Genomic DNA, 24159 nt, shown 5'->3' with positions numbered 1-24159 from the left:
TTTATTTTATTGACAATCTTCACACAGTCCATAAATTATCATTGCATGGTCTTTTAGAATAAAGTTATTATCTTTTGCAATTGATTCTTGTTTTTCTTCAATAATATCATCAGAAAACTCAATAATTTTATGGCAAGAAGTACAAACTAAATGATCATGGTGCTCTGAAATTTTAAGTTCATATCTTTTTACACTATCACCTACATCTAAACTATCAATAATATTTAAGTCCTCAAAAAACTTTACTGTTCTATAAACAGTTGCAATTCCTACATCAATGTTGTACTCTTCTTTTACCTTAAATGCTATTTGCTCAGCAGTTAAATGTTCATCTGAGTAAAAAAGAATCTTTAAAATATAATCCTTTTGAATTGAGTTTTTAAATCCTAATTTTGATACGTGTAGTTTGAAGTTCTTTAAAAATGCATCAAATGTCATTCCGTGTTTACTGTTCATTCTTATCCTCTTATATATATAATTACAAAACTAACTACTAATGCTAGTGTATAAACTTTCCAAAGCCTACCATGAATTTTGATATTTTTTTTATGTAAATTTGATTCTTGATACTCTTTTTTCATTTTCAACCTTAATAATCAGTATCAAAATACTATTCTAAATATTCTTAATTTAATATTAATGATAGTAATTATCATTTTAAACTACTTTTAAGACTTCTTCCCTTATAATTTTGATAGCTATTATCAAGTAAAGGATATAAAAATGATTGCACTACCTGCTATAAACACTCTTGCAAGCAATGCACTAGTTGGAACAATTGCTACAAAGTTAATTGATTCAGTAATTAGTTCTAAGATTTCTCAAAAACAAGATAGTAAAAAGTGGTTAAGAGAAAAGAAACTTAATACTTTTTCTGTATTAAGTGATGAGATTGTAACTATGACTTGTGAAAACTTATCAGAAAAAAAGGTAGCTATTAGGTCAATTATTTCTAAATTAGTATTGCTAACTAATGAAAAAGAATTAATTAATACATTAAACAACTATATGTTTATCTTAGAAGAGTATGAGTGCTATAAAGATGAGATTGACATGAAGTCAATTAATACTCAACTTATAAATACAATTAGAAAATCTATAAACAATTTATAATATTGATAAAGACTATCAATATTAAGTATGATTTAAGTGTAATTTTTTTAGAATACATCTTATTATTTGATAACGACTATCATTTAGAAAACTAAAAGGAAAAATATGAACAAAACAAAATTATTAGCAGCAAGTATTAGTTTTGCAGCGGCGCTAGCATTTTCTGGTTGTGCAGCATCGAATGCAGATTCTAAAGCACATTCTCACCATCATATGGAAAAAGGTGATATCTTAAGTTCTTATGCAAAAATTGCACATGATAACTACAATGATGCACTAAATGATGCAAAAGCATTACAAAATGCTATTAATAAATTTGCAGCAAATCCTACTGAAAAAACTTTACAAGCAGCAAAAGATGCTTGGTTAGTTTCAAGAGAATCTTATGGACAAACTGAAATCTTCAGACTTGCAAATGGTCCAATTGATGCAGAAGAAGGTTGGGTTGCTAATAAATATGGTGCATTAGAAGGGCAATTAAATGCTTGGCCATTAGATGAAAATATGATTGATTATACTATTGATGCTAATGGTGCTAAAACAAGTGGAAATATCATTGATACAAAAGGTAAGTTTAACCCAGGTGGTGAAGATTCATCTGTTGTTGATGTAACTTCTATTACTGTTGATGCTTTAACTGCTTTAAATGAAAATGGTGGAGAAGCAAATGTTTCTACAGGATACCATGCTGTTGAGTTCTTATTATGGGGACAAGACCAAGATTACTCAAACTTTGTAAAAGATTCAATCACAAATGGAGCTAAAACTGCTGGGCAAAGACCACTTTCTGATTTTACTTCTGATGTAAACTCTCAAAGAAGATTAGCTTACTTAAAAGCATCTGCACAAAAAATCGTTTCTGATTTAGAAGTTGTAACTTCTGCTTGGAATAAAGATGGTTTATATCAAGCTGCATTCCAAGGAAAATTAACAGGTGAAAATGCTTCTAAAAACTTAACAAGAGAAGAAGCTTTAAAACAAGTTATCGCTGGAATGGGTGTATTTATTAAATCAGAACTTGCAAATGAAAGAATTGCAGTTGCTGTTTTAACTCCATCAGAAGAAGATGAGCATTCTTGCTTCTCTGACAATACTCATAGAGATATTGTAACAAACTACTTAGGTTTCAAAAATATTTTAACTTCAACTTATAATGGTAAAGCATATGGTGCTGCATTATTAGATAAAGTTTCAAAAGAAGACAAAGCTAGAATTGTTGCATTAATGACTTCTATTGAAGAAAAAATTGCAAAAGTTGATGAAACTGCAAAGACAAAAGAGCACTTTGATTATCAAATTCAGCCAGATAACCCAATGGCAAAAGTTATTGTAAAACTTAAAAATGAAATGAGAAAACTTGGTGATGAAATGGTTACAGTTGCAAAAGCAAATGGAATTTCTTTAAGTACAGACGATGTTACAGATCCAGAAGAAACAAAAATCTAATTTCAAATCAATTTCAAAAACCCTTATAAATAAAAGCCTCGTAGCACTTTTTGCTACTGGGCTTTTTGCGGTTTTAGCAAATGGTTCTGAAATAACTCATACGCAAGATAAAAAAACTCTACTTAAACATGTAGAAAATCTAAGTGATGAAGAGTATGATAAGTTTATATTAGGAAGAAGTTTTTTTAAAATCCCTTGGGTTGAAGCTCCAAGTGCAACAACAGCAAGAGATGGATTAGGACCCCTTTTTAATGCAAACACATGTAATAGTTGTCACCCAAGTAATGGTAGAGGAAATCTTTACAACGAAAATGGAACACTTTCACGTGCAGTAATCCCTAAACTTTCAATTCCTTCTAAAGGATTAAAAGAAGAGATAGAGTTTCTTAAAACAAATGCTTTAATACCAGAACCAAGTTATGGTGGTCAAGTTGCTATAAATGGAACAGCTAAAGTAAAATATGAAGCAAAACCAGAAATAAAGTTTGATGAGATAGAAGTTAAGTTTCCCGATGGAGAAGTTGATACTATCTTAAAACCAAACTATGTATTAAATGATTTACAATATGGAGAACTTCACAAAGATACTATTATCACTTTTAGAATTGCACCATCACTAAATGGTTTAGGTCTTATAGAAGATATTCCAAATGAACAAATCTTAGCAAATGTTGATGAATTTGATAAAAATAAAGATGGTATTTCAGGACGAGTAAACTATGCTTATTCTCCTATTACAAAGAAAAAAGAGATAGGGAAATACTCTTGGAAAGCAGCGAATACAACAATCTTACATCAAAGTGCTGATGCAGCTATAAATGATATGGGACTAACAACTTCTATTTTTCCAAAAGATAAATGTACAGATAAACAAGTAGCTTGTAAGGAAGCTCCTAAAGCTAGACATCAAATAGATTTGCCTGATTTTAGACTTCAAGCTGTAGACTTTTATATTAAAAAAAGACAAACATATAGTGCAAAAAAAGATAAAGAGTATGAAGAAGGTTTAGCCCTATTTAAACAAATCTCTTGTGCAAAATGTCATATAGATTCATTTACTACAAAAAGTGGACTTAAGATTTCACCTTTTACAGATCTTTTATTACATGATATGGGTGAAGGTTTAGCAGATGGAAGAACAGAGTTTGATGCAAGTGGAAGTGAATGGAGAACTCCTGCTTTATGGGGTTTAAGTTTACATCAAAAAATCAATAATAAAAAGCCAAGACTACTACATGATGGAAGAGCAAGAAATTTCCAAGAAGCAATTCTTTGGCATGGTGGTGAGGCACAAGCTTCTAAAGAAGCTTTCATGCACTTAGACAAACAAAAAAGAGAAAAACTACTAAAATTTTTAGAGAGGTTATAAAATGAAAATATTTAAAATAGTTCTAACAATACTTTGTTTAACTTCTATATCTTTTGCAAATGAAAAAGTTGAAAATATAGATATTAAAAATAAAGAAATGTTAAATACAATCTATGAGCAAGTGATTTTAAAAGATTCACAAAAAGCCGTAGAGGATATTAAAGCTTTAGAAAAAGAAGTTAGAAATAGCAAAACTGAAGAGGCAAAACAAGAGTTTAAAAATCTTGTTAAGTCATGGAAAAGTGTGCAATCGACATATATTTTAGGTGAATTAAATGAAGACTATATTGACACTCCAAGATTAATTGATATTTATCACCACGGAAATGAAGATATCAAAGTTCAGTTAGACCGTGCAATAGAGAGTAAAGATGCAGCAAAAATTGCTCTATTTAAGAATTCACTTAAATCAATCAATGCTTTAGAGTACGTATTACATACAAAAGATATTAAAGACAAAAGAGTAAATGAAATCACACTTACTATTATAAAAAGAATTAAGTCTCATCTTGAAGATATTAATAATGAATATAAAGCCCTACACAAAACTTTTTTAAGTGATTTAAAAAAGGCAAATGGAATTCTAATCAATAAACTTATTCAAAACACTTATAAACTAAAAGAGTGGAGAATTGGAGATGTAGTTGGTTTAAGTAAAAAATACAAAGACAGTTTTGATAATAAAAGAGGAGAATATTTTATTAGTAAAAACTCTTCATTCGCTATTGATTCTATTTTAAATACTTACAAAAATGTTTTCAATAATAAAGCTTACTATGATTATGGAAACTACCTTGTGGACTTAACACATAATGAACAAGTTAATGTTTTAAGAAACTCAATTACTAAGGCAATCTCTTTAAATAAAAAAATTAAAAATGATAATTTTAAAGATGCAAAAGAGCTTTATGAAGTAACAAATACTATTCATGTTGTTCTATTTTTAGATTTAATTGAAGAGTTATCAATCAATGCAAAAATCATTGATGCAGATGGTGACTAAAATTGAACGACCTTTTACTCTTTGAGTATTTAATAAACCCAGATAAAAGAACTTTCTGGGTTTATATTATCTCATCAGTTGCTATTGCAATGGTTTATTTATACTTTAATAAGAAGTATATTAGAACAAATTTATCTAAAGCTTTGTGGCTTCATCCTAGTGCAAAACTTGATTATTACTACTTTGTTCTTTCATACTTTATTAAAATCGCAATAATTTTTCCAATAGTAATTAGTGCAAATAGTGTTGCTTTGTATATAAGAAAGCTTCTTTATTTAGAGTTTGGATTTAATCACATAAATTCTCTTTCTTATGAAGCGGTAATTATTTTATATACAGTAACCCTTTTTGTAATAAGTGACTTTACTAGATACTGGCTACATAGATTTTTACATACTATTCCTTTTCTTTGGGAGTTCCATAAGATACATCATAGTGCAAAAGTTTTAAACCCTTTAACTTTTTACAGAGTTCATCCAGTTGAAAATATTCTTTTTGGATTTCGATACTCATTAAGTATAGGTCTTACAACAGGTGTATTTTTATACTTTTTTGGTTCAAAAATTGGAATTATAGAAATAGTTGGAGCTAATATGTTTGTATTTGTTTTCTCTTTTTTAGGTTCAAATTTAAGACACTCACATATCCCCCTTGCTTATTTTAGCTTCTTAGAAAAGTGGCTTATTTCACCAAAACAACATCAAATTCACCATAGTAAAAAGTCTTTTGATAAAAACTATGGTGGATACTTAAGCATTTGGGATAGAGTTTTTGGAACGCTAAAACTATCCAATGAAGTTCAAGTATTAAAATTTGGACTTAGAAAAGAGCAAATGAAAGAGTACAGGTCAATAAAAAACTTATTACTATTACCATTTATAAATATTTTAAGAAGGAGAAGTTAGTGAAATATTTAAATTTAGTTGCCCTTGCAACTACTGCTTTACTTGTAACTGGTTGTACAAACTCTACTTTATCTAAAGAAGAAATTCAAAAGCAAATAAAACAAAAAGAACAATTAGGAAAGGTTTTATTTTTTGATAAAAATCTTTCAAAAAATAGAACTCAAGCTTGTGCTACTTGCCATAATCCAGAGAGAGGTTTTGCAGATGACAGAGACAATGGAGTAAAAGCTATGGCATCACTGGGTGATGATGGGAAGTCATTAGGTGATAGACAAGCTCCAAGTGCAGCATATGCTATGTTTAGTCCAAAGTTTCATTATGATAAAAAAAGTAAGCAATATATTGGTGGACAGTTTTGGGATGGAAGAGAAGATACTTTAGCAGGTCAAGCAGGAGGTCCTCCAACAAACCCTATTGAAATGGGAATGCCATCAAAAAAGGCTGTTGTAGATAGACTAAAAGAAAACCCTTATTATATAGAGACTTTCAAAACTATCTATGGAAAAGATATTTTCTCTTCAAATGAAAAAGCATACACAGCGATGACTGATTCAATTGAAAAATTTGAACAAACAAAAGAGTTTGCTCCCTTTGATTCAAAATATGATAGATTTTTAAGAGGAGAGTATGACTTAACACCCCTTGAAGACTTAGGTAGATCACTATTTTTCTCAAATGCAAACAACTCTTGTGCAAATTGTCACCTTAGTAAAGCAGAAGATTCAGAAGGTGAAACTTTTACAAACTTTGAGTATCACAATATTGGAACACCTATAAACCATGAGTTAAGAGCTAAAAATGGTGTAAAAGATATTGATAAAGGTTTATTAGCAAACCCAAAAGTTACTGATGAAAAACATTTAGGGAAACATAAAGTTCCAACACTTAGAAATGTAGCAGTAACTGGTCCATATATGCACAATGGTGTATTTAAAGATTTAAGAACTGTAGTTTTATTTTATGATAAATATAACAATAAAGAAAGAACTATTAATCCAGAGACTGGTAAGGCTTGGGATAAACCAGAAGTTGAAGGAACAATCTCTTTAGAAGACTTAAAAGCAAAAAAACAAAACGAAAGAAAAATAGATGCTTTAGTAGCATTTATGAAACTTTTAACTGACAAAAGATACGAACACTTATTAGAAGAGGAATAATCCTCTTCTTTTAATCTTATAAAATAAAAACTATATAGATTTTTGATTTACTTTTTTAATAATTTTATGATAGCATAATGTAATAAATTAAATTTATTACATCTTAATATGAGAGTATTTACTTGTGAAAATCGTAGGGAAAAAAGAGTTAATTTCCATAATTGATTTAGAACTTTTTGAATTAGATGCTAAAGTTGACACAGGAGCAGATTCTAATGCTTTACACTGTGATGATATTAAGATTGAAAACGATGTAGTACACTTTACACTACTTGATGATATTCATCCTTCTTATCATGGCAAAAGAATGAAAATGCCACTTTATAAACTAAAAAAAGTTAGAAGTTCAAATGGACAACTACAAACTAGACCATCTATAAAAGTTACTGTAGAGTTTATGGGTAAAAAGTACAAGAGTGTAATTACTCTTACAAATAGAGCTGATATGAAACTACCTATGCTAATAGGCAGAAGGTTTTTAAGTGAAAAATTTCTAGTTGATGTATCAAAAGAGTATTTATCTAAACAATAAGTGAGAAAAAATGAAAGTATATATTTTATCAAGAAATTCTAGTCTTTACTCAACACAAAGATTAGTAGAAGCTGGGGAACAAAGAGGTTGGGAGATAAGAGTAATCGACTATCTTAAATGTACAATTGAGATTATCAAAGGTGAACTTTTAATCAACTACTTAGGTAAAAAACTTCCTGTTCCAGATGCTATCATTCCAAGAATTGGTGCAAGTAGAACATTCTATGGAACTGCAATGGTTAGACACTTTGAGATGATGGATGTTTTTAGTACATCTGGAAACCTTGCTATTGCTAGAAGTAGAGATAAACTTAGAAGTTTACAAGTTTTATCAAAAAATAGTGTTGATATGCCAAGAACTGTTTTTGCCTCAAATAAATCTAGTGCAAAAGATGTTATTGCTTTAAGTGGTGGAGCACCTTTAGTTTTAAAAATTTTAGAAGGAACTCAAGGGGTTGGAGTAGTTTTAGTTGATAGTGAAAAAGCTGCAAAATCAGTTCTTGATGCCTTTTATGGAATGGATGTAAACTTATTAGTTCAAGAGTTTATTGAAGAAGCTGGAGGAGCTGATATTAGAGCTTTAGTTGTTGGTGGTGAAGTTGTTGGAGCAATGAGAAGACAAGGTGCAGAAGGTGACTTTAGATCAAACTTACACCAAGGTGGAAGTGCAACTTCTTATAAACTAAATAGAAAAGAGAAATCAACGGCTTTAGCAGCTGCAAAAGCTATGGGTCTTGGGGTTTGTGGAGTTGATATGATTCCATCTAGTCGTGGTCCTCTTGTGATGGAAGTGAATTCAAGTCCAGGATTAGAAGGAATAGAAAAATCAACTGGTATTGATATTGCTGGAAAAATTATGGACTATATTGAAAAAAGTGTACCAAACCCTGGAGATAAAAAAAGAAGAATTAAAAGAGATAGTATCGGAGCATAAACTATGAAGAAGCTAATAATAGCTGATACTGAAATAGAAGCAAATTCAAATATAACTTTGGATTTAAAGCTTCCAAAACTTTATCATTCTCCCATGAAACTACCCATTAGAATCATAAGAGGAAGAAAAGATGGTCCAACTATTTTTGTAAGTGCTGCAATTCATGGGGATGAATTAAATGGTATTGAAATTATTAGAAGACTAAGAAAATTAACTATTCTTAAAAAACTAAAAGGGACTTTGATTTTAATACCTATTGTAAATACCTATGGGGTTACAACCTTATCAAGATATATGCCAGATAGAAGAGACTTAAATCGCTCTTTTCCTGGTTCAAAAAAAGGTTCACTAGCTAGTAGAATTGCAAAAATATTTTTTGATGAAATCGTTACAAAATGTGATTTTGGAATAGATTTACATACAGCTTCTATTCATAAATCAAACTTACCACAAGTACGTACAGACTTGAATAATCCTTTTACATATAATCTTGCAAAAGCTTTTGAAGCACCTGTTGTTTTACACTCAGAGCTAAGAGATGGTTCTTTAAGAGAAGAAGCCCAAAATAAAGGAATTCCTGTTTTACTTTATGAAGCAGGAGAAGCCCTAAGATTTGATGAAAAATCAATTAGAATTGGAGTAAAAGGCATAGTAAATGTCTTAAGGGAGACTCAAATGCTTCCTAATACAACAAAGAGAAAAAAGTTTTCTCTTCCTATTATTGCAAGAACAAGCCAATGGATTAGGTCAACTGAAAGTGGAATTATAAGAACTATTAAAGGCTTAGGTGAAACAGTTAAAGAAGATGAAGTTATAGCTTATGTTGATGAACCTTTGGATGATATGAGTTATGAGATAAAAGCTGCCTTTGATGGAATAATAATTGGAAAATCAGAAATTCCTTTAATACAAGAAGGGGATGCTATTTTTCATATTGCAAAGTTTAAAAACTTAGAAACAGCAGAAAATAAAATTGAATACTTCCATGAAGATGCTATTGTAGATAATGAATTTTCAGAATTAGGAAAAGAAGAGATTATATAAAATAATCTTACAAGGAAGAGCTTAGGAGTCTCTTCCTTGTTTATTAATCATTTAGATTAGAATGAATACTCAACTGTTAAAGTTAATTTATCGTAATCATTGTCACTATCTTCAGCATCAAGATTTACATATAATGCACCAATAGATAAGTTATCAGTAATACCATAATCTACAGTAAAATCAAACTCTTTATCTTTGTCACTACCATATTCCATCTCACCATACATAGCTCCTAGTTCAACACCAGAAATCTCATAGTTTACATTTAAATAAGTTGTTTGTGCATCTGCTTCATAAACTTTTTCACCATCTCCACCTCTTAAGGCATCAAATGGATTAATGTTATCACCTAGTGCAGCCATAGAACCAACTCCACCATTATTGTCTGTAGTTACATATCCAAGGTTAAATCCAAATCCTGCAATATTTAATCTACCTTCAATGTGAGCGATATCTCCATCTTTAGTTCCAGAAACATCTTCATTTGAACTTGCACCATGTACAGTTACACCAAACATATCAGTATCATAATCAACTTTTAAACCATACCAGTTAGCTAAATTATCTGCATCATAATAGTAAGGGTTTACAACTAAACCTTTTACACCTTCATATTTTGCATCTAATACAGCAGCAAAGTCAATCTCTTTACCTTCTGATGTTTCACCAAAGTCAGCAAAGTCTTCTAAAGGAGCATCTACATCTGCAACTGCATTTCTATTTGTATATCCTAAAACAACTGTTGTATCAGGAATTGCTGTAACTCCAAGAACTGCTGCTTCATGGTAATCACCTAACCACTCTAAATCAATCTCTTGTCTACCAAGAGTTAATCCTAAATACTCATTTGCATATGAGATATTAGCAGTATGAACAATTGCTTCTTTTTCACTTCCATCAGAATAATCATCTTCTTCTACTTCTGAAAAATCATGATTTCCTCTAAATCCAACTGCTGCTTTAAAACCATTTAACTCACCAGTCTCATAAGAAAGTCCAATAGAACCCATTGAAAAACCAGAATCTTTGTTTCCACCACTATTATCTTGTTTTTCACCATATAATGTGATATCACCACTTACAGTTCCAGCTTTAAAAGCCTCATCAAAACTATTTGCAACTAAATTACTTGTTAATAGTAACGATGCTGCAATTAAACTTATTTTTTTCATTAAATTTCTCCTTGTGTGTAATTCAACCAGCTTGAATTGAATTAGAATAGTAACAAAATAAACTTTAATCTTTCTTGATTATAAGAACAATTATCAATACTATATTAAACTTTTTATTTCATTACACCAGTTTTCAACTCTTTCATCTGTTAAATCTTCTTGATTATCTTCATCAATTACTAATCCAACAAACTCTCCATCTACCTCAGCTTTTGAATAATCATACTCATAACCATCAGTTGATGTTTTTCCTATAATCTTTGCATTTTGTTCAATTAAAGTTTCATACATAATTCCTAAAGCATCTACAAACTCATGCCCATAACTCTCTTGATCACCTAAACCAAAAAGTGCTACTTTCTTATCTTTGAAATCAATTTCTTGAATATCATCAAAACAATCTTCCCAATCATCTTGTAGCTCACCCTCACCCCAAGTTGATACACCTAAAACAATTGATTCACAATCCTTCATCTTTTCTACACCATCACTTGAAATATCTATTAATTCAAATCCATCTAGTTTTTCATGTATTTTATTTGCAACCTCTTCTGTATTTCCTGTACTTGTTGCATAGAATATTGCTTTCATATTTTTCCTTTTTTATAAAATTATCTTAAAGTTGAACGCATAGAGTATGGAACTAACTTTATGTTGTACTCGCTGCTACTAATATCATTACATCTAACACTTACGTGTTTACAAAAATCATCATTTTTGGGATATACTAAATAAACTTGTTTGAAATCACTCTCTTTTATACATTTAATTGCTTTTTTAATATGTTTATCAATATCAAGTTTTTTGCTATTTATAAACTCCCAAAAAGTGAATATTTTTGTTTGAAACATCTGTTCATGAGAAATAATGTCAATTGAATCATCACTAACATTTACTTCTCTATTATGGGCAGAGTTAAGAATTTTATTAGATACAAATCTTTTAAAACAACTATTTCCATCTAAAAAGAAAGAGAAATCATTCTCTAAAAGAATTATTATTAAGTCAGTTGATTTTTTTAAATTATTAATGTTTTTGGTAAAAATAGAGTATTTTGTAGGAATAGATTCTGTTCTTAATCTAACTTTTTTTAGAAATTTATTTATTAATACTGTTTTTTCAATATCAATCTTAATATTTGAAGAGTAAGAAAAATTACATTGTAAATTAAAATATACTTTACTAATAAAAGTTTCAAATAAAGAGATTTTATTACATAAAGAGATTTCCTCTTTTGAAAATTTCAGTGAGCAAGGTACTTGTTCATTAAAAAGTTTTAAAAACATTAATCTTTGATTTACACTACTTTGAAATTTATCAAAAGAAGGAAGAAATTCATTCTTACTATTAAAGCCAAATCTTTTCATTTATGCTCTTGACTCAAAAAGTAATTCATTTGTTAATGTAACAACTCTTTGTTTATCTAAATCTTTATACCTCATATTCATTAGCTTTACAATTGAACATAGCATTTTTGAGTTTGCCTCTTGTCCTGAGTTTCTAATAACACTTCTTATCTCTTTTCTTAAAATTAAATTTGACATCTCTTCTCCTTTTGTCTTTTACTTTTTACCTAAGATTCTAATATCTATATTTGTTGTAAATTTATACTTAATATAATTTCTATCTAATATATGAGTTATAGCCAAGAACTCATCTAAATCAGCATCAGAAATATCCTTTAAGTTTACAACTCTACTTGTTGTTGACTCATACTTATAGTTTTTAAAACCATTAAGTTCATTTATTACTAATTCACTCATCTAAGCCTCACATTTTTTAATATTTAAAAACTTACAAACCTCACAATACACTGAGCTAGCACTTCTTTTTGTACAAATAACTGGAATATTTTTCTTCTTTGCTTCTTTTCTATATTTGTACATTGCATTATGATTTACAAAGTCTGTTAACATTAATACATAATCTGTATTTTGTGGAATATCTTTTCTACAAGCACTTGATTTTTTTCTTGTGTCCCAATGAGTTATTGAAAAGTTTCCTAACTGATCTAAAATACCTTTTATAGTATCTATCTTGTCTCCACCGATAATTAAAACTGACATCTCTCTATCCTTTAAATGATAATGAATATCAGTATATTAACAGCACTAAACTTAATCTTTCATTATATTGATAACCATTATCATAAATTATTTGAAAACTTTTATTACTTTTTTTATATAATTAAAAATATCCATATTTGAGGTCAATAATGAAACTTTTATTTACACTTTTATTATTTATAAACACAACACTACTTGCTAGTGAAATACAACCTCTTACTGAGCCATGGGTTCCATATCAAATAGAAAATAAAGATGGTTTATCTGGAATTAGTATAGACTTAGTAAAAGAGATACAAAAAAGAATAGGAAATAAAAAAGAGATAAAAGTCTTTCCATGGAAAAGAGCATATAATATAACATTGAGAAAAAAAGGTTATGCCCTATTTTTAACAACTAAATCAAAAGAAAGAGAAAATCTTTTTAAATGGGTTGGACCTGTTTCTTCTGTTAAAATCAGATTTTTCAAAAATGCCTCAAGAGAAGATTTAGATATAAAAACCCTTGAAGATGCAAAAAAAGTAAACTCTATTATTGTAGAAAGTGATACGGTTACAACAGAAGTACTTCAAAAGTTTGGTTTCACAAATCTTGATTTAAATACACTAACTAATCATAGACTAAATAAACTTTTAGAAAATAAAACAGATCTTTTTCCCACAGATGAAGTATCTTTTATCTATAATCTTAAACAACAAGGTTTAGATAAAAAAATCATTCCTGTAAAAATGGAAGCCTTTTTTGAATCAAAACTATACATTGCATTCAATAAAGAGACAAGTGATGATATAATAAATCGATGGAAAACAGCTTTTGAAGAGATTAAAGCTGATGGAACATACGACAAAATTTTAGAAAGATATTAATAATATTGTGAATAGAAGAAGTTTAAAAAGGTTTTCTTATACTTTTATCCCTGCCCTACTTATAGTATTAATTTACTTATTTGTAGATTTTGCTTTAAAAAAATATTTCTTAGAAACAAAACAACAATCTTCAGAAGATATAAAAACAAGAATAAACACTAGTCAAAACATAGATAAAACAGCAAAAATAATTGCAAAATCAAGTGTAATTTACCTTTCAAACTTTGCCATAGATGGCTTAAAAGATAAGATTGAATTAGACTTCCAAAATAACTTTATAGAAGCAATTGAAATAAAAGACATCTATTTAAATGAAAACCTTATATCTGCTTATAGAAATGAAAACAATCAAGTAGTTTTTACAAATAGACTTCCTGAAAAATACAAACTTTTTGACTCAATTAAAAAAGATATTATCGAAAAAAAAGAGTATACCTATAACAACCTAGGTGAATTAACAATATACTTTAAAGATAGCTCTTATTATAAACAAGTTATTCAATTCTCAGAACAAGAAAAAGAGTTTTTAGAAAAAAACAATAGTTTTAAAATATGTGTTGCTCCTAATTGGGCACCTTTTGAAAAAATTGAAGATGGCAAATATATAGGTATTGCCTCAGATATTTTAGATGTGATGGCAAAACAACTTAGTATTGAAATAAAACTAGTACATACAAACTCGTGGGCAGAATCATTAGAAAAAATAGAAGATAAAAGGTGTGATATTTTACCCCTTGCTTTTCCTTTAAAAGCAAGAGAAAAGTTTTTGAACTTTACAACTCCATATATTAGATCAAATATTGTTGTTGCAACAAAAGTAAATGTTCCTTTCTTTGATAATATTGCTCAGGTTAAAAATAGAAGTTTTGCTGTTTTAAAAGGACACTACTTATTTGAAATGCTTAAACAAAAATATCCAAAAGTAGATATTATCAAAGTTGATACTGTTGAAGAGGGATTAATTAAAGTTGAAACAGAAGAAGTTTTTGGCTTTATTGATAACTCTGTTGTTATTAATCATATTATTCAAAAAAACTTCATTGGTTCTGTTGCTGTATCAGGTAAACTAAATGGAGAAATGAACCTCTCTCTTGCTACTAGAAAAGACCTTCCTATTTTAAATAGTATTTTTGAAAAAGCACTAACAATCGTCTCAACAGAAACAAAAGAAGAGATACTTAATAAGTGGGTTAAAACAACTTATCAGATAAAAACAGACTATACTTTAGTTTGGCAACTTGCTTTAGTTTCTTTATTTATTATTCTAATAACTTTATACTGGAATAGAAAACTAACTCTTTTAAATAGACAACTACAAAAAGAGAGAAATAAAGCTTATGAAGCAACAAAAGCAAAGGCTAAATTTCTAGCAAATATGAGTCATGAAATTAGAACACCTATGAACTCTATAATAGGAATGAGCCACTTAGTTTTAGAAACTGATTTAAAAAATGAACAAAGAGAATATATAGAAAAAATTGATAAAGGTGCAAACTCTTTACTTCGAATCATCAATGATATTTTAGACTTTTCTAAAATTGAAGCAGGGAAAATCGAGTTCCATAATGCTCCTTTTAGATTACGAGAAGTAATTAGTGATTGTATTGACTATATTGATATTGACCTAGAAGAAAAAAATTTAGAATTTATTTTAGAGTATGATGAGAACTTAAGTGAATACTATTATGGAGATAAATTAAGAGTATCACAAGTCTTTACAAATATTTTACACAATGCAGTAAAGTTTACAAAAGAAGGTTTTATTAGGTTAAAAATTGAGCAAAAGGAAAATAGTATTATCTATATTGAAATAGAAGATAGTGGTATTGGACTTAATAAATATGAAGAAAAAAAGATATTTGAATCCTTTTCACAAGGGGATTTAAGTACCTCAAAAAAATATGAAGGTACAGGCTTAGGTCTTGCAATCTCTAAAGATTTAGTTCATCTAATGAATGGAAAAATTTGGCTAAAATCAAAAAAATCTGAAGGTACTACTTTCTTTGTAGAATTAGAATTAAGAGCTTGTTCAAAAGAAGATGAAAAGATAGAAAAAAGTATAAAGCCAGATTTCTCAAATAAAACAATTCTACTTGTTGAAGACAATAAACTAAACCAGCAAATTATTGCAGGTATCTTAAAAGGTACAAATGTAAATTTAGAGATTGTTTCTACAGGAAAAAGTGCAATAAAACTAGTAAGAAAACCTACTTTTATTGATTTAATTCTTATGGATATTCAAATGCCTGATTTAGATGGCTATGAAACAACTCAAATTATTAGAAAGAAAAATAAAAAGATTCCAATAATCGCACTTACAGCAAATAGTCAAGATGAAGATATTAAAAAATCTCATGAAAGTGGAATGAATGACCACTTAAAAAAACCAATTGAGATTCAAAAACTTTATGATACTATAAAAAAATATATATAAAAAATATCTTTTTTATATATTTTTTCTCAAAATGAGACACTTTTGAGACACTCTTTTAGTACAATACCCTATGAGAATTCTAATTTATGATAATAATAGACAAGACTTAGAAAAGTTTTGTAATATGATTAATCTTTACCCTATTGAAATTATAGTAGATAAGGCATCTGACTATAAAGATATTCTTTATTTTTTTGATAATCACTATTATGACAAAATATTTATAGACTACAACGATGATATAGGTAAAAAGCTTGTAAATAAAATTATAGAAAAGAATCCTTTACAAAAAATATTTCTTTTAAGTGATAAAGATGATTGTCCCTTAGAAAAAAACTGTGAACTCTGCAAAAATAAATTTAAAAAAAATATCATAATAAAACCTTTATCTCAAAATCAATTAACAAAAATCATAAGTAGAAAATTTACTTGTGAAAATGAGTTTTTATCTACAAAAGAGTTTAATTTAGAAAAAATAAAAAAAAGAGTACAACTTGAATATCCCTATTTAAAGTTCGAGTATTGTAAAGATAGAGACTCTTTTTTATCTGATAATATTCCAACCTCAGCTTTAGTTTTTGTAACAGACCTTTTAAATCAACATGAAATTCCTTTTCAAGTAACCCATAAAAACCAAATTGTTATTCAATAAAAATAAATCTTAATGATTTTTTTTATATAGTTACCTTCTAAAAATAGGATAGAAAATGAATAGTCAAGAAGCTGTATTAACTATAAAAAACTTATCTTTTGGATATTCAAAGGATAATCTTATATATAAAGACTTTAATTTAGAAGTTAAAAACAATGAGTTGATTTCAATTGTAGGAACAAGTGGAAGTGGTAAAAGTACTCTATTTGAACTTATATCAAAAAACTTAAAACCTATAAAAGGAACTATAACTTCAAAAAAAGTATCTTGTATTTACCAAGACCCCTACAGCTCTTTTCATCCATCATTTAAAGTTATTGATCAAATAAAAGATGTAATTGATACTTCAAAAAATTTAGAAGAAAAATTACAAACTCTTTTAGAAAAGTTAGACTTATCTGTAGAATTAATCAATAAAAAACCTCACGAACTAAGTGGTGGACAACTTCAAAGATGTTCTATTTTAAGAGCACTCCTTATGGAACCTAATTTATTATTAGTAGATGAACCTACCTCAGCTTTAGACAATATAGTTGCTATTGAAGTGATGAAACTATTAATAAATAATTTAGATAAATGTGGTATGCTTCTAATTACTCACGATAACAGTCTTGCCAACTGGAGCAGCGATAAAATTATTAATTTAAACGAATTACAAAAGGATTAAAACAAATGAACAAAACTCCTACAAAAGCACTAGTACTTTTAAATATGGGTGGGGCAAGAAATAAAAACGAATTAAAAATGTTTTTAACAAACATGTTCAATGACAAAAATATTTTAACTGTAAAAAGCAATTTACTTAGGTCATTTATTGCAAAGTTTATTGTTACTACAAGATTAAATTCAGCATGGGAAAACTATGAAGAGATAGGTGGATATTCACCGTTAAACCCTTTGACTGAACAACTTGTTGATAAATTAAATAAACAATTGCAAGAAGTAGAAACTTTCCAAGTTATGAGATATACACCTCCTTTTGCAAGTGAGTGTATAAAACAATTAAAAGAAAAAGGTATTAAAGATGTAGTATTACTGCCTTTATATCCTCAATACTCAACTACTACAACTAAGTCATCATTGGAAGATTTTGAAGAAGTAGCAAAAAATGAGTTTAATCTTACAGTTATAGAACCATTTTATGAAAATGAAATTTATAATGATGCAATTATTAACTCTATCACAAAAGAAGTATCAAATGCTAGAAGTGAAGATTTTAATTTAATTTTCTCAGCCCATGGTTTACCTCAAAAAATAGTTGATGCAGGTGACCCGTATGAGAAACAAGTAAATGACCATGTAGAAATACTATCAAAAAAATTAGAGCAAAAAGGTATCAAATTTAAATCTATCTCTTTAGCTTATCAATCAAAGGTTGGACCAATGAAATGGTTAGAACCCGCTTTAGATGATGAACTAAAAAAATATAAAGATGATAATGTACTAATCTACCCTATTGCCTTTATTGTTGATAACTCTGAAACAGACTTTGAATTAAGTATTGAATACAAAGAAGAAGCAGATGAAATAGGAATAGCTGATTATAGAGTTTGTAAATGTGTAAATGATGATGATATTTTCATTGAAGCAATAAAAGATATTACAAAACTTAATTGATATTTTAAGAATAAAAAAGACTAAGGGTACAAATGAAAATAGAAGATGTTCTTTTAAAACTAGCACACGATGCTATTAACTACGAGTTTGATAATACAATTTCAATTGACAACTCTTTAAAAGAACAATTTTCTATTCTTAATGAACAAAGAGCTACTTTTGTTACACTAAACCTAAACAATAATCTACGAGGTTGTATGGGCAGTTTAGTAGCCCATAGAACACTTTTTGAAGACATTATACATAATGCAAGGGCTGCAGCTTTCAGTGATTTTAGATTTAATAGATTATCACAAGAAGAGTTTCAAAATATTGAGATAGAAATTTCTATCTTAACTCCTGCACAAGTTTTAGAATATAAAAATTTAGAAGATTTAAAACAAAAACTTATTCCAAATAAACATGGTGTTATTTTAGAATTAGATGGTAAAAGAGCAACTTTTCTTCCACAAGTTTGGGAACAACTTCCTACCTTTGAAGCTTTTATTTCCAACCTTTGTAAAAAAGCAGCTCTTGACCCAAATAATCTGCCAGGCTATCCAAAAATTCAAACCTACGAAGTTGAAAAAATAAAGAAGTCTTAATATGAATTATTATGAGAGTTCAAAAAATGGAAAACTCAAATGTTTACTTTGCTCTTATTATTGTGATTTAAAAGATGGACAAATAGGTGTTTGTGGAGTTAACAAACATGTCGATGATAAGATTGAGTGTTTAGTTTATGGTCATATTAGTGCTTTTAATATTGACCCTATAGAAAAAAAACCTCTATATCACTTTTTACCAAAATCAAAATCCTTATCTTTAGGAACTGTAGGATGTAACTTTCATTGTAATTTCTGTCAAAATCATGGAATCTCACAAGAGAAGAAGATAGATAAATCAAACTATATTTCACCAAAAGATGTAGTGACTATTGCAAAACAAAGAGGATGTGAATCAATTTCATATACATATAATGAACCAACTATCTTTTATCCCTTTGCAAAAGACATTGCCCTTGAAGCAAAAAAATATGATATAAAATCAGTGTTTGTTAGTAATGGTTTTGAAAGCAAAGAAGTAATTGATGATATGAAAGGTATTATTGATGCAATAAATGTAGATTTAAAATCTTTTGATGAAAGCTATTATAAAAAAAGTCTAGGTGGAAATTTAAATCAAGTTTTAGAAAATCTAATTCATCTTAAAACAAATGGTATTCATACTGAAATCACAACTTTACTAGTCCCTACAAAAAATGACTCGAAAGAAGAGATAACAAATATTGTAAAGTTTATAAAAAACAATCTTGGTGAAAATACAGTTTGGCATATTTCTGCTTTTCATCCTGATTATAAAGAAACAAATCTTCCTAGAACTTCCTTTGAAAAACTAAAAGAAGCCTATGAAATAGCAAAAGAGTATGGATTAAAGTATGTATATATTGGAAATATAGGATATGAAAATAATACATACTGTTCAAACTGTCATGAACTTCTTATATCAAGAGAGTTTTTTGATGTAAAACAATATAATCTAAAAAATGGGGCATGTCCAAAATGTAAGAAAAAACTTGAAGGAGTCTTTGATGGATATTAGAAAAACAGTTGTAAGTGGAAGTTTTTATCCAGATACTAAAGAAGAAATAAAAAGATATATTGAACACTTTAACTCTAACTTTACACTTGAAAATGAACTTGAAATGGATATTAAGGCTTTAATAGTTCCCCACGCAGGATATATCTATAGTGGTTTTACTGCAAACTTAGCTTATAATATTGCTTCACGTAAACAGTTTGATAATATCATTGTAATAGGTCCTTCACATAGACACTATTTAAAAGGTGCTTCAATTGTATCTTATAGTGAATATGAAACTCCTCTTGGAAACATTGATATCAATATTATGCTAGTAAATAAACTTAGAGCAGAGTTTGACTTTTTATGTTTTGATGAAGATGCACATTTTGAACACTCAACTGAAACTCAAGCTCCATTTATAAAAAACTATTTCCCTAATTCTAAAATCATAGAGATAGTATATGGAGAGCTTGATTTTAAAGAGTTATCACTCTTAATTGATGAGTTAATAAAAGCTAAAAATAACTTAATAGTAATAAGTACAGATTTAAGTCATTTTTATGACTTGGAAACAGCAAAACGTCTTGACAATATTTGTCTAAATGGTATAATAAATAAAGACTTGTCACTACTAGATAACCCCTGTGAAGCCTGTGGAAAAGTAGGAGTAAAGGCAATTATCAATAGTGCCATAAAAAATAGTTTTATTACTAAGCATTTACACTATTGTACAAGTTATGACAGAACAAAAGATGATAAAAGTGTTGTTGGATATACTTCATTTTTAATTGGAGAAAAAACCTAAAATAATGTTATTTACACTAAAGAAACTAATTTCTGCTTTTTTAATGCCTTTATCTATTGGTCTTACCCTATTTATTATTGGACTATTTTATTTATTAATCCAAAAACAAAATAGAGCAAACTTTTTTATAATTGTTGCTTTTTTATGGACAGCACTTATTGCTTATTCACCCTTTTCAAATGCAATGATTCAACCATTAGAAAACAAATACCCTTCATATTTAAAAGTTGATAAATCAATAAACTATGTTTTAGTTTTAGGTTCAGGTCATATAAATAATGAAAATCTTTCTGATGTTTCACAACTTTCAAGAACAGCTTTAATGAGACTTTCTGAAGGAATAAGAATCTACAAAGAACTTGATAATGCTAAACTTATACTTTCTGGATATCAGGATAATCAAAAACTATCAAATGCACAAATGATGAAAAATGTTGCACTTAAATTTGGAGTAAATGAAGAAAATATTATTTTACATGAAAAAGCAAAAGATACAAAAGAGGAGTCTAACTATACAAAAGAGACTTTAGAAAAAGAGCCTTTTATTCTTGTAACTTCAGCTGCTCATATGCCAAGAGCTATGAAAATATTTGAAGCAAACTGGCTAAATCCAATTGCTGCACCTACTGATTACTTATCAAAAAATGAAGGTTCATATCTAAGTGTACCAAAAGCTTCAAATCTTAGAAAAACAGAATCTGCAATGCATGAATATCTTGGAATTATTTGGCATACAATAACAGAAAAAACTAAATTTCTTACTGATTGACTTTTCTTTACTTAATGTTGTATAATTGCGCCCTTAATAAGGGGTAATACAAATATAAATGAATAAAATTATTGAATTAAAAAATATCTATTTTTCATATGATAAACAAACTATCTTAGAAGATATTAATTTAGATATTTTAAAAGACGACTTTCTTGCTATTATTGGTCCAAATGGAGGAGGAAAGTCTACACTATTAAAACTTATCCTAAATCTTTTAGAACCTAAAGATGGTAAAATCAAAAACTTTTTGGATAAAAACCAAATAGGATATGTTCCTCAAAATACAAATTTAAATATTGATTTTCCAATTACTGCTTTAGAAGTAGTACTTATGGGACATACTCCAAAAAAGAAAAAGCTATTTGGCTACTCAAAAGAGGATATTGCTTGTGCTATGCACTCATTAAAGCAAGTTAGTATGGATAAATTTGCAAATAGTAAGATTGGTGATTTAAGTGGAGGACAAAGACAAAGAGTTTTTATCGCACGTGCTCTTTGCTCTGACCCCAAACTAATGCTTCTAGATGAACCCACAGCAAGTATTGATGTTAAGGGACAAAAAGAAGTTTATGATTTATTAAAAGAGTTGAACAAATCTATTGCAATTGTAGTTGTAAGCCATGATATTTCCGTACTATTAAACTATGCAAAAAATGTTGCACACATAAATAAAAACTTAGTCTATCATCATCTAAAAAATATAGAAGAAAAATACGATGACCATGAACACTTATGTGAAGTAGAACTACTTTCTGCCCTTGGTAAAAAACAAGTTTGTTGTAACTCAACACATGTATAAAGAGAGAAAATGTTAGAAGTTTTACAATATGATTTTATGCAAAATGCAATAATGGCAGGGATTCTTGTTTCTATTGCAGCAGGGATTATTGGTTCATTAATTATTGTTAATAGAATCACTTTTTTAGCAGGAGGAATTGCCCATAGTGCTTATGGAGGAATTGGTCTTGCCGTATATTTAGGTTTACCTATTTTATTTGGGGCAACTGTATTTGCAATTTTAACAGCTGTAATAATTGCAGCTATTACGCTAAGAAATAGACACAGAGTTGATTCTATTATCGGTATTATGTGGGCATTAGGTATGGCTGTGGGAATTATTTTAATAGATATAACCCCTGGATACAATGTAGATTTAATGTCTTATTTATTTGGTTCTATTATTGCTGTTTCACAAGAAGATGTTTATTATCTATTAGCTTTAAACACTTTTATAATAGTATCAGTATCACTATTTTATAAACAGATACTTGCAATCTCTTATGATAGTGAATTTGCAAGTTTAAGAGGTATTTCTGTTAAGTTTTTCTATACATTAATACTAATTCTTGCTGCACTAAGTGTTGTCGCAGCAATTAAGGTTGTAGGTTTAATTCTAGTAATAGCATTACTAACTATTCCTACTTTTTTAGCAGAGTTTTTTGCCAAGAAACTCTCTTCAATGATGATTATTAGTTCACTATTTGCAACATTTTTTACAATAAGTGGATTGTTTATTTCTTATCTATATGACATTAGTTCTGGGGCAAGTATCATTATTGTTGGTGTAATTACACTCTTATTGGTTAAACTATTAGGAAAAAAATGAATAAAGAAATAAACTTAGGTGAAATAAACAACCTTAAAGTATCAAGAGTTAGTGAACCTGGACTTTACTTAAAAGCCTTAAATGATGAAGAAGTACTACTTCCAAATGCTTATATAACTAAAGAGATGCAAATAGATTCTAACTTAGATGTATTTATCTATACAGATAGTGAGGATAGACTTGTTGCTACTACTTTAACTCCTTATGGATATAAAGGTGATTTTGTAAGTCTTGAGATAGTTGATATTGCAAAGTTTGGAGCATTCTTAGATATGGGACTACCAAAAGATTTACTAGTTCCTAAAAATAAGCAAAGGTCTACATTTAATGTAGGAGATAAGAAAGTAGTTCAAATTATTGAAGATGAAAAAACTCACAGGCTTATTGGAAGTGAAAAATTTGAATTAGAAAAGCTTGATTACGATTTTAAACAAAATGATGAAGTAGAGATTATTCCATATATCAAAACACCTTTAGGATTTAAAGTTATTGTAAATAACAAATATTCAGGACTTATCTATCATAATGAGATTTTTGAAAATATTCAAGTTGGAGATAAAAAAAGAGCTTATGTTAAATTTGTTAGAGAAGATGACAAGCTTGATATTTCACTACAAAAAATTGGGGCTAAAAAAAGTGATGACAATCCACAAAGAGTTTTAGATATATTAAAAGAAAACGGTGGAGAATTAAGCTTTACATACAAAAGTGATGCAGAAGATATAAAAGATACTTTTGAAATGAGTAAAAAAGCTTTCAAAGCCTCATTAACAAAACTACTTGAAGATAAAAAAATTCTTCTTAGTGAAACTTCGATAAAAGCTATATAATAGCTTTTATCTTTTGATTTATCTGCTTATATAAATCTACACACTCTTCTATAGAGATACTATCACTTTCCAACTCTTGTAGTAATTCACAGATATCATCTAAAGCGACATTTAAACAAGAGTTTTTGATGTAATGAGCCTTTTGTGCTATTGCTTCTTTCTCTTGATTTTCAATTAAACTCTCTAAATCTTCTAAATCTTTTGTTATATCTTTTTTAAATTTATTTACTATCATATTTGCTATATTTTCTGAGATACCTAATTTATCTACTA

At 28.4% G+C, this 24159-nt stretch carries 30 protein-coding genes; 21 read left to right on the top strand and 9 right to left on the bottom strand.

Annotated elements, in window-relative coordinates:
- Window positions 1–6: 6 nt before the first annotated feature.
- Both CRV03_RS12925 and CRV03_RS14265 read right to left on the bottom strand, forming a co-directional pair.
- The gene (locus CRV03_RS12925; protein ID WP_129085558.1) at window positions 7–456 is read right to left on the bottom strand and encodes a Fur family transcriptional regulator; all 450 of its coding nucleotides are present in this window, start codon (window positions 454–456) and stop codon (window positions 7–9) included.
- A gap of 2 nt (window positions 457–458) precedes the next feature.
- On the bottom strand, window positions 459–581 hold the full coding sequence (locus CRV03_RS14265) for a hypothetical protein (RefSeq protein WP_258239094.1): 123 nt from the start codon (window positions 579–581) through the stop codon (window positions 459–461).
- Between the two features lie 142 nt (window positions 582–723).
- On the opposite strand from CRV03_RS14265, the gene CRV03_RS12920 reads away from it, so the two are divergent.
- The 9 genes from CRV03_RS12920 to CRV03_RS12880 all read left to right on the top strand — a co-directional run bounded on the left by CRV03_RS12920 (window position 724) and on the right by CRV03_RS12880 (window position 9503).
- Window positions 724–1113 (top strand): hypothetical protein, encoded by a 390-nt coding sequence (locus CRV03_RS12920; RefSeq protein WP_129085557.1) that lies wholly within the window; start codon window positions 724–726, stop codon window positions 1111–1113.
- Between the two features lie 105 nt (window positions 1114–1218).
- Window positions 1219–2559 carry an imelysin family protein gene (locus CRV03_RS12915; RefSeq protein ID WP_129085556.1) on the top strand — a complete coding sequence of 447 codons (1341 nt, stop codon included), beginning with the start codon at window positions 1219–1221 and terminating at the stop codon, window positions 2557–2559.
- Window positions 2528–3928, top strand: coding sequence for a di-heme oxidoredictase family protein (locus CRV03_RS12910; protein ID WP_129085555.1), 1401 nt, complete (start codon window positions 2528–2530; stop codon window positions 3926–3928). The genes CRV03_RS12915 and CRV03_RS12910 overlap by 32 nt, the downstream gene beginning before the upstream one ends.
- A 1-nt stretch (window position 3929) precedes the next feature.
- The gene (locus tag CRV03_RS12905) at window positions 3930–4931 is read left to right on the top strand and encodes an imelysin family protein (protein WP_129085554.1); all 1002 of its coding nucleotides are present in this window, start codon (window positions 3930–3932) and stop codon (window positions 4929–4931) included.
- A 2-nt stretch (window positions 4932–4933) separates the two neighbouring features.
- Window positions 4934–5836, top strand: coding sequence for a sterol desaturase family protein (locus CRV03_RS12900; RefSeq protein WP_258239093.1), 903 nt, complete (start codon window positions 4934–4936; stop codon window positions 5834–5836).
- On the top strand, window positions 5836–6993 hold the full coding sequence (locus CRV03_RS12895) for a cytochrome-c peroxidase (RefSeq protein WP_258239092.1): 1158 nt from the start codon (window positions 5836–5838) through the stop codon (window positions 6991–6993). The genes CRV03_RS12900 and CRV03_RS12895 overlap by 1 nt, the downstream gene beginning before the upstream one ends.
- A 124-nt stretch (window positions 6994–7117) precedes the next feature.
- On the top strand, window positions 7118–7525 hold the full coding sequence (locus tag CRV03_RS12890) for a RimK/LysX family protein (RefSeq protein ID WP_129085553.1): 408 nt from the start codon (window positions 7118–7120) through the stop codon (window positions 7523–7525).
- A 10-nt stretch (window positions 7526–7535) separates the two neighbouring features.
- Window positions 7536–8459, top strand: a complete 924-nt coding sequence (rimK, locus tag CRV03_RS12885; RefSeq protein WP_129085552.1) for a 30S ribosomal protein S6--L-glutamate ligase — start codon at window positions 7536–7538, stop codon at window positions 8457–8459.
- A gap of 3 nt (window positions 8460–8462) precedes the next feature.
- Window positions 8463–9503 (top strand): succinylglutamate desuccinylase/aspartoacylase family protein, encoded by a 1041-nt coding sequence (locus CRV03_RS12880; RefSeq protein ID WP_258239091.1) that lies wholly within the window; start codon window positions 8463–8465, stop codon window positions 9501–9503.
- Window positions 9504–9559: 56 nt separating this feature from the next.
- Here the strand turns inward: CRV03_RS12880 and CRV03_RS12875 are convergent, their stop codons facing one another.
- From CRV03_RS12875 to CRV03_RS12855, 6 genes are all read right to left on the bottom strand, one after another.
- Entirely contained in the window at window positions 9560–10675 is a 1116-nt protein-coding gene (locus CRV03_RS12875) for an Opr family porin (protein ID WP_129085551.1), read from the bottom strand.
- 99 nt (window positions 10676–10774) lie between these two features.
- Complete coding sequence (locus tag CRV03_RS12870) at window positions 10775–11266, bottom strand: flavodoxin (protein ID WP_129085550.1); 492 nt, start codon at window positions 11264–11266, stop codon at window positions 10775–10777.
- A gap of 20 nt (window positions 11267–11286) precedes the next feature.
- Window positions 11287–12042 (bottom strand): hypothetical protein, encoded by a 756-nt coding sequence (locus CRV03_RS12865; RefSeq protein ID WP_129085549.1) that lies wholly within the window; start codon window positions 12040–12042, stop codon window positions 11287–11289.
- A complete protein-coding gene (locus tag CRV03_RS14145; protein WP_164968664.1) occupies window positions 12043–12219 on the bottom strand; it encodes a hypothetical protein in 177 nt (58 codons plus the stop codon).
- 18 nt (window positions 12220–12237) lie between these two features.
- Window positions 12238–12438 (bottom strand): hypothetical protein, encoded by a 201-nt coding sequence (locus CRV03_RS12860; protein ID WP_129085548.1) that lies wholly within the window; start codon window positions 12436–12438, stop codon window positions 12238–12240.
- Window positions 12439–12741: a DUF2325 domain-containing protein gene (locus CRV03_RS12855; protein ID WP_129085547.1), complete on the bottom strand. Its 303-nt coding sequence runs from the start codon at window positions 12739–12741 to the stop codon at window positions 12439–12441.
- Window positions 12742–12890: 149 nt separating this feature from the next.
- Between CRV03_RS12855 and CRV03_RS12850 the strand changes: the two genes are divergently transcribed.
- The 12 genes from CRV03_RS12850 (at window position 12891) to CRV03_RS12795 (ending at window position 23886) form a co-directional block, all read left to right on the top strand.
- Window positions 12891–13607, top strand: a complete 717-nt coding sequence (locus CRV03_RS12850) for an ABC transporter substrate-binding protein (RefSeq protein WP_129085546.1) — start codon at window positions 12891–12893, stop codon at window positions 13605–13607.
- A gap of 7 nt (window positions 13608–13614) precedes the next feature.
- Window positions 13615–16041 (top strand): response regulator, encoded by a 2427-nt coding sequence (locus CRV03_RS12845; protein WP_129085545.1) that lies wholly within the window; start codon window positions 13615–13617, stop codon window positions 16039–16041.
- Between the two features lie 70 nt (window positions 16042–16111).
- Window positions 16112–16693, top strand: coding sequence for a hypothetical protein (locus CRV03_RS12840; protein ID WP_129085544.1), 582 nt, complete (start codon window positions 16112–16114; stop codon window positions 16691–16693).
- A gap of 55 nt (window positions 16694–16748) precedes the next feature.
- Complete coding sequence (locus CRV03_RS12835; protein ID WP_129085543.1) at window positions 16749–17360, top strand: ATP-binding cassette domain-containing protein; 612 nt, start codon at window positions 16749–16751, stop codon at window positions 17358–17360.
- A gap of 5 nt (window positions 17361–17365) precedes the next feature.
- Window positions 17366–18310 (top strand): ferrochelatase, encoded by a 945-nt coding sequence (gene hemH / locus CRV03_RS12830; protein WP_129085542.1) that lies wholly within the window; start codon window positions 17366–17368, stop codon window positions 18308–18310.
- Window positions 18311–18342: 32 nt separating this feature from the next.
- Window positions 18343–18894 carry an AmmeMemoRadiSam system protein A gene (gene amrA, locus CRV03_RS12825; RefSeq protein WP_258239090.1) on the top strand — a complete coding sequence of 184 codons (552 nt, stop codon included), beginning with the start codon at window positions 18343–18345 and terminating at the stop codon, window positions 18892–18894.
- 1 nt (window position 18895) lies between these two features.
- On the top strand, window positions 18896–19891 hold the full coding sequence (gene amrS, locus CRV03_RS12820; RefSeq protein WP_129085541.1) for an AmmeMemoRadiSam system radical SAM enzyme: 996 nt from the start codon (window positions 18896–18898) through the stop codon (window positions 19889–19891).
- Window positions 19881–20678 carry an AmmeMemoRadiSam system protein B gene (gene amrB, locus CRV03_RS12815; protein WP_129085540.1) on the top strand — a complete coding sequence of 266 codons (798 nt, stop codon included), beginning with the start codon at window positions 19881–19883 and terminating at the stop codon, window positions 20676–20678. The genes amrS and amrB overlap by 11 nt, the downstream gene beginning before the upstream one ends.
- Window positions 20679–20682: 4 nt before the next feature.
- Window positions 20683–21447: an ElyC/SanA/YdcF family protein gene (locus CRV03_RS12810; RefSeq protein ID WP_129085539.1), complete on the top strand. Its 765-nt coding sequence runs from the start codon at window positions 20683–20685 to the stop codon at window positions 21445–21447.
- 58 nt (window positions 21448–21505) lie between these two features.
- Window positions 21506–22249 carry a metal ABC transporter ATP-binding protein gene (locus CRV03_RS12805; RefSeq protein ID WP_129085538.1) on the top strand — a complete coding sequence of 248 codons (744 nt, stop codon included), beginning with the start codon at window positions 21506–21508 and terminating at the stop codon, window positions 22247–22249.
- A gap of 9 nt (window positions 22250–22258) precedes the next feature.
- Complete coding sequence (locus CRV03_RS12800) at window positions 22259–23056, top strand: metal ABC transporter permease (RefSeq protein ID WP_129085537.1); 798 nt, start codon at window positions 22259–22261, stop codon at window positions 23054–23056.
- Window positions 23053–23886: a S1 RNA-binding domain-containing protein gene (locus tag CRV03_RS12795; protein ID WP_129085536.1), complete on the top strand. Its 834-nt coding sequence runs from the start codon at window positions 23053–23055 to the stop codon at window positions 23884–23886. Before CRV03_RS12800 ends, CRV03_RS12795 begins: the two co-directional genes overlap by 4 nt.
- On the opposite strand, the gene CRV03_RS12790 is transcribed toward CRV03_RS12795, so the two are convergent.
- Window positions 23879–24159: Hpt domain-containing protein (locus CRV03_RS12790; protein WP_164968663.1), on the bottom strand; the 281-nt coding region annotated here is incomplete at its 5' end. The genes CRV03_RS12795 and CRV03_RS12790 overlap by 8 nt on opposite strands.

Origin of the sequence: Arcobacter sp. F155 (genome assembly GCF_004116455.1) — a bacterium.
Lineage (GTDB): Bacteria > Campylobacterota > Campylobacteria > Campylobacterales > Arcobacteraceae > Halarcobacter.
The sequence above is the reverse complement of the archived record's forward strand: the minus strand, read 5'-3'. Positions and strand labels throughout refer to the sequence as shown.